2 protein-coding genes are annotated in these 1,691 nt (G+C 66.0%); one reads left to right on the forward strand and one right to left on the reverse strand.

Going from position 1 to position 1,691, the window contains the following annotated elements:
- Positions 1-12: 12 nt before the first annotated feature.
- Positions 13-1,050 (reverse strand): LLM class F420-dependent oxidoreductase, encoded by a 1,038-nt coding sequence (locus tag QK444_RS36070; RefSeq protein ID WP_282786576.1) that lies wholly within the window; start codon positions 1,048-1,050, stop codon positions 13-15.
- Between the two features lie 320 nt (positions 1,051-1,370).
- Between QK444_RS36070 and QK444_RS36075 the strand changes: the two genes are divergently transcribed.
- On the forward strand, positions 1,371-1,691 hold a 321-nt coding region (locus tag QK444_RS36075; protein WP_282786578.1), incomplete at its 3' end, for an MspA family porin.

The following is a 1,691-nucleotide window of genomic DNA, read 5'->3' on the forward strand; positions in this document are numbered from 1 at the left end:
CCGGGCCAGTCTTCAGACCAGAGCGCGCAACTGCTCGATCAGCTTCACCCGCTCGGCGGGCGTACCCGCCAAGGGCACCACATTGAGCACGGTGACCCCCGCCTCGCGGAAGGCGGCGATCCGCTCCTTCACGAATCCGGCCGACCCGATCAGGTTCACATCGCGAACCAGGTCGTCGGGCACCACCTTGGCGGCCTCTTCCTTCTTCCCCGCGAGGTAGAGCTCCTGGATCCGGTCGGCCTCCGCGCCGTACCCGTACTTGGTCGCCAGGGCGTGGTAGAAGTTCTTCCCCTTCGCACCCATGCCGCCGATGTACAGCGCCAGATGCGGCTTCACCCATTCCCGCAGCGGTTCCACGTCGTCACCGATGGCCAGCACCGGACCGGCGTACACATCCAGCGTGCCCAGCTCCGGATCCCGCTTGGCCAGACCGGCTTTCACCGAGTCACCCCACACCGCGTCGGCCTTCTCCGGCAGGAAGAAGATCGGCTGCCACCCCTCCGCCATTTCCGCGGCCAACTCCACGTTCTTCGGCCCCAGCGCCGCCAACAGCACCGGAATCCGTTCGCGCACCGGATGGTTGATCAGCTTCAGCGGCTTCCCCAACCCGGTCCCCTCCCCCTCGGGCAGCGGAATGGTGTAGTACTTGCCCCGGTGTTGCAGCCGCTCCCGCCGCCACACCTTGCGACAGATCTCCAGCACCTCGCGGGTCCGCCCGATCGGCGCGTCGTAGGGCACCCCGTGGAACCCCTCGATCACCTGCGGACCCGACGCCCCGAGACCGAGCACGTAGCGGCCGTCGGAGACGTAGTCGAGCCCGGCCGCCGTCATGGCGGTAAGCGTAGGTGTGCGCGTGTAGAGCTGCAGAATGCCCGAGGCCAGCTGTACCCGCTCGGTCTTGGCGGCCAGATACCCCAGCGCGCTCACGGCGTCGAACGAGTACGCCTCCGGCACGAAGACGATATCGAGCCCGGCCCGCTCCAGATCCGCGACCTCGGCCGCCACCTCTTTGAAGCCGTCGGTGTAATTGATCGACAGTCCGATACGCATGACCCGAAGCTTAAGCGCTGCCCAGCGGGAGCCTCCACCGCGCCCCTGGTGAGGGGGCGTGCTCACCCGAACATGCCCCTAACCATCCCGGAATGACCTAGGAGGACGTCAGCGCGTCAAAGTGCCGGACATCACAGTCCGACGTTCCCATGCGAGCTTCGTGGGGGTTGATCAGGCCATTTACGCAGTCACCGGCACGCACTTCGGGGGATGCACACAATCCGTGTGTTTGCTACATATTTGCCAATGGGTTCTTATGTAGCGGTAAGCATCTCGCCCGGGCAGCACCGGGCCACGCCAGCGCCAGGGGGCACCACCTGATGAAGTTCGCTCGAATCCGCCGCAGCACCATCCTCGGCGCCACCGCCGCAGGACTCGTCGCTAGCAGTTTGCTCACATACACCGCAGCCGCGGACACAGTCGCCGACAAAGCCCGCACTGTCGAAACCGACGACGGCTGGCTGCTGACCGTCACCAAAACCGCAGAAAACCTCGATCGCTACCCGGCGTTGTCCGCCTCGCCGACGAGCCGCGACGGCTTCGTCTCGCTCAAGGCGATCGCCGAGGTCACCGGCAACGGCCGAGCCCCGATCAATTCCGGCGCCGTCACCTACGGCTACCAAATCGGCTGCCAAGTCGAC

Source organism: Nocardia sp. CC201C (assembly GCF_030010695.1).
Lineage (GTDB): Bacteria > Actinomycetota > Actinomycetes > Mycobacteriales > Mycobacteriaceae > Nocardia > Nocardia otitidiscaviarum.